Origin of the sequence: Dietzia sp. B44, assembly GCF_014145245.1 — a bacterium.
In the GTDB taxonomy this organism is placed as follows: Bacteria; Actinomycetota; Actinomycetes; order Mycobacteriales; family Mycobacteriaceae; genus Dietzia; species Dietzia natronolimnaea.
In genome coordinates this window covers 1-3767 of sequence record NZ_JAALEF010000292.1, presented here as the reverse complement: position 1 = coordinate 3767, position 3767 = coordinate 1, and the positions used below count along the sequence as shown (strand labels likewise).

The window sequence follows — 3767 nt, the reverse complement described above, 5'->3', positions numbered from 1 at the left end:
GGACGTTCCAGCTCATCACGTGGATGTCCGGTTCGGTGACCGGTCCGATGAGGAACGAGGGCTCGGGCCGCGCGGCCGGGGCGGGGCCGGGGTCGTGCGGTGCCATCGTGCGGTCCTCGAATCCGGATCGGGTGGTGGATCCCCAGTCTATTGGGGAGGATGGCGGTCGTGCCGATGCCCTCGCCCCTGCCCGTGAGGGACGGGGTCGGACCGACGCGGCTCCGCGTGCCGACGGCCGGGCCGTGGGCGTCGATCGCCGAGTACGTGGTCGAGCGGTTCGATCACCTCGACCCTGCCGATCTGCACCGCCGCTTCGCCGCCGGCGATTTCGTGGGCGCCGACGCCCGCCCGGTCGGCCCCACGGCGGCCCTCGGTTCACACGAGTTCATCTGGTATCACCGCGAGGTGCCGGCGGAGGACCCGCTCCCCGTCCGCGAGGAGATCGTGCACGTCAGCGACGATCTGGTCGTGATCGACAAACCCCACTTCCTCCCCACCACCCCGACGGGCGGGTTCCTGCGCGAGTCCGCGCTCGTCCGTCTCCGCGTCCGTCTCGACAATCCCGACCTCACCCCGGTCCACCGTCTGGACCGCGCCACCGCCGGGCTGGTGATGTTCTCGGCACGCCCGTCCACACGGGGCGCCTACCAGACCCTGTTCGAACGACGAGAGGTCGCCAAGGTCTACGAGGCGATCTCGACGCGGCCGCCGGGCTGGGATCCGAGCACGCCGGAGATCTCCGGACGCCCGGTCCCCCTCGTCCACCGCGACCACCTCGAGAGGCTGCGAGGCCACCGACGGGTCGCCGTCCGCCCCGACCTCCCGCCGAACACCGAGACCCTCGTCGACGTCCTCGGTGCCGGCAGGAGCGCGGCCGGGCACCCGGTGCTGCACACGATCCTGCGCCCCCGGACCGGCCGGTTGCACCAGCTGCGGGTGCACCTGGCGGCCCTGGGGATCGCGATCCTGGGGGATCGCCGGTACCCCGACCTGCTACCGGAGATCCCGGATGACCACTCCCTCCCGATGCAGCTGCTCGCCAGGGAGCTCGCGTTCATCGACCCGCTCTCGGGTGAGCCCCGGCGGTTCGTCACGCGCCGGAGGTTGTCCGAGGCCCCGGTGTTCGGCGACGCCAGAAACTCAGGTGGATGACCCCGCTGGGTGAGCTGGTCGACTCGATGTGGAAGCGCTCCTCGAGCCCCTCCACCCCGTCCCACAGCCTCTCCCCTCTGCCCAGGAGGACGGGCACCACGACGATGTGCATCCGGTCGATGAGGTCCGCCCGGAGGAATTGACGGATCGTGCTCGCTCCCCCGCCGATGCGCACGTCCAGTCCACCGGCCAGCTCGCGCGCGGCGTCGAGCGCCGCGGCGGGGTCGGCGTCCATGAAGTGGAACGTGGTGCCGCCGTCCAGTTCCAGCGTCGGCCGCGGGTGATGGGTCAGGACCACCACCGGGGTGTGGAAGGGCGGGGTGTCCCCCCACCAGCCACGCCACGACTCGTCCGCCCAGGGGCCGCGGGTGGGCGAGAACTTGTTGCGGCCCATGATCTCCGCGCCGACACCGGTGTTCCACCGGCTCGCGAACGCCTCGTCGACCCCGACCGAGGCCTGCTGGTCCCCGTGGAATCCCATGTCCTGGAAGGTCCGTGTGGGCAGCGCCCACTCCATCAGTCGGGTCCCCGCGTGACCGAAGGGCGCCTCGAGGGACTGTCCCTCACCCGTTCCGAACCCGTCCAGCGAGACGGAGAAGTTGTGGACCCGGACCAGTTGCCTCCGGACTCCCGCATCCTCTTCTGCGGCGGCGAGCTCGGCGACATGGGCCGCCAGGTTGGCCAGGGTCTGCTCGCCGCCCTCGACGGCGTGGTACTCCTGCGCCGCGCGATCTCGGAGCTCCCTCGTGGGGAACACCGTGCGGAACACGACACGGGTCCCCCCGCCGTCGGGCACGAAGTCCAGGACCGACTCGAACGCCTCCGGGTCCTGCGCGGACTCTCCGTGGAGTAGCGAGATCCGCTCCGGGGGGACGATCTCGCGCCAGGTGATCCACTCCTGGAAGTCGGTTCCGTCCGGGCCGTGCATGACGAAGTCCCACACACCGCCCTCGCGGAACTCGAAGGACCGGGTGGTGGTGGTGAATCCCGCCGGTCCCCACCACCGCGCCAGGTGCTGCACCTCGGTGAACGCGCGGAACACCAACTCGCGCGGCGCATCGATGTACCTCGTGATGGCGATCTCGCGGTCCGCGGTCGCCGACCCGGTCGACTCACCTCGCCTGTTCTCCCCCATGGCCTACTCCTCCTCCTCGGCCCGCGCCATCCCGCGGACGTAGTCGTCCAACCTGTCGAAGCTCTCGTTCCAGAACCGCTCGAACCCGCCGACCCACTCGTGGACGGGCCGGAGCCCGTCGGGGTCGAGGTGGTAGATGCGCTGCCTGCCCTCACGTCGGTCGCTCACCAGGCCGACCTCGCGGAGCACCCGCAGGTGCTTGGAGGCACCGGGCTGGGTGATCCCCAGTTCGAGCGCGACCTCGGTCGCCGGCCGCTCGCCCTCCCGCAGCAGGACCAGGATCTCCCTGCGCTGGGGTTCGGCGATCGCGTTCCGACCTGTGCGCGTTCCCCCTCGTTCGCCCGCTCAGCAGGTGGGTGTGGGCGCCGCCCGGTTCCAGCGATCGAGGGTCCAGCTCACGAGTTGCGGGGTCAGTGGAGAGTCCGCAGCGACCAACCCGTTGTGATCGCGGCCGGGGTAGGTCCGGTAGTCGAGCGGCTCGCCGTCCGCGCACCGGGCGTCCACCCAGTCCTGCTGCATCGCCGGCTTGACCAACGGGTCGGCCAGCCCCTGGGCGATCAGCACCGGCGCGGGCCACGGCCCGGTCGGCGAGTTCTCCTTCAACGTCGCCCCCAGGTCGCCGTCGAGGACCGCGTCGGGGAACACCTGCTCAGGGATCTGGGTGCCCCGCACGAGGGCGGCGATCGCGTCCTTCTCGTTGAAGCACAGGTCGCCGATCCTCTCCACGCCGTGCGCGGTGCCCGGGTTGAGGTGCCCGGCCAGATCCAGCTCCGGGTAGACCTCGTTCCACGACTGCGCGATGTAGGCGGAGACCGTCTTGCCCCCCACCTCGTCCTTGCTCAGCTCGGCGAGCGTGTAGAGGTCCGTGGCGGGAGCCATCCCGGCGATGCCCAGCAGGGTCAGCTCGGGAGCGTAGTCCTGGGCGATTTGACCGGTCCACAGCGCACCGTGCCCGCCCTGCGAGTGCCCCCAGACAACGGTGTCGCTGCTCAGGGTCACCCCGTCGAGCTGCTGTGCCGCACGGGAGGCGTCGAGGACGTTGCGCGCCTCCACCTGTCCCACCAGGTACGGGTGCATCCCCGGGGTGCCCAGACCCACGTAGTCCGAGATCACCCCCGCCCACCCGTGCTCGGTCACCATCTCCGTGAGCGCGGCGCCCGCACCGTCGGAGAACGGGGTGGGGCTGAGGGACGGCGCGCAGCGCGGGACGATCCCGGTGGTCCCGTGCGCCACACTGAGCAGCGGGAGCGCGTACGTGCCCCGGTCGGTCGGCGCGATGACCGTGCCGCTGACGGCCACCACGGTGTCGTCCGGCGCTGTGCTGGTGTAGAGGATGCGCCAGGCGTCGGCACCGGCGGGGACCCCGACGCCGAGCGTCTCGGCCCGCAGCAGCACACCGGGCTCGGCGGGCAGCGGTTCGGTGGAGGTGTAGAAGTCATCGGGCGCCGGGCGGTCGTCACCGCGCAGCAGCAGGGCGCTG

General features: G+C 71.4%; 4 protein-coding genes and 1 pseudogene. 1 reads left to right on the top strand and 4 read right to left on the bottom strand.

What is annotated here, in order from left to right:
- Nucleotides 1-174 precede the first annotated feature (174 nt).
- Nucleotides 175-1152: a pseudouridine synthase gene (locus tag G6017_RS10235; protein ID WP_241731466.1), complete on the top strand. Its 978-nt coding sequence runs from the start codon at nt 175-177 to the stop codon at nt 1150-1152.
- On the opposite strand, the gene G6017_RS17430 is transcribed toward G6017_RS10235, so the two are convergent.
- The 4 genes and pseudogenes from G6017_RS17430 to G6017_RS10215 form a co-directional block, all read right to left on the bottom strand.
- Nucleotides 1091-1768 carry a dihydrofolate reductase family protein gene (locus G6017_RS17430; protein ID WP_182617232.1) on the bottom strand — a complete coding sequence of 226 codons (678 nt, stop codon included), beginning with the start codon at nt 1766-1768 and terminating at the stop codon, nt 1091-1093. The genes G6017_RS10235 and G6017_RS17430 overlap by 62 nt on opposite strands.
- A 57-nt stretch (nt 1769-1825) precedes the next feature.
- Nucleotides 1826-2287: pseudogene (locus G6017_RS17425) on the bottom strand (SRPBCC family protein); the annotation flags it as partial.
- Between the two features lie 3 nt (nt 2288-2290).
- On the bottom strand, nt 2291-2593 hold the full coding sequence (locus G6017_RS10220; RefSeq protein ID WP_182617231.1) for a metalloregulator ArsR/SmtB family transcription factor: 303 nt from the start codon (nt 2591-2593) through the stop codon (nt 2291-2293).
- A 39-nt stretch (nt 2594-2632) separates the two neighbouring features.
- On the bottom strand, nt 2633-3767 hold a 1135-nt coding region (locus tag G6017_RS10215), incomplete at its 5' end, for a lipase family protein (protein WP_182617228.1).

What these genes read in the sequence shown, in the direction of transcription:
- G6017_RS10235 (WP_241731466.1), top strand. Translation starts at nt 175, where the DNA reads ATGCCCTCGCCCCTGCCCGTGAGGGACGGGGTCGGACCGACGCGGCTC.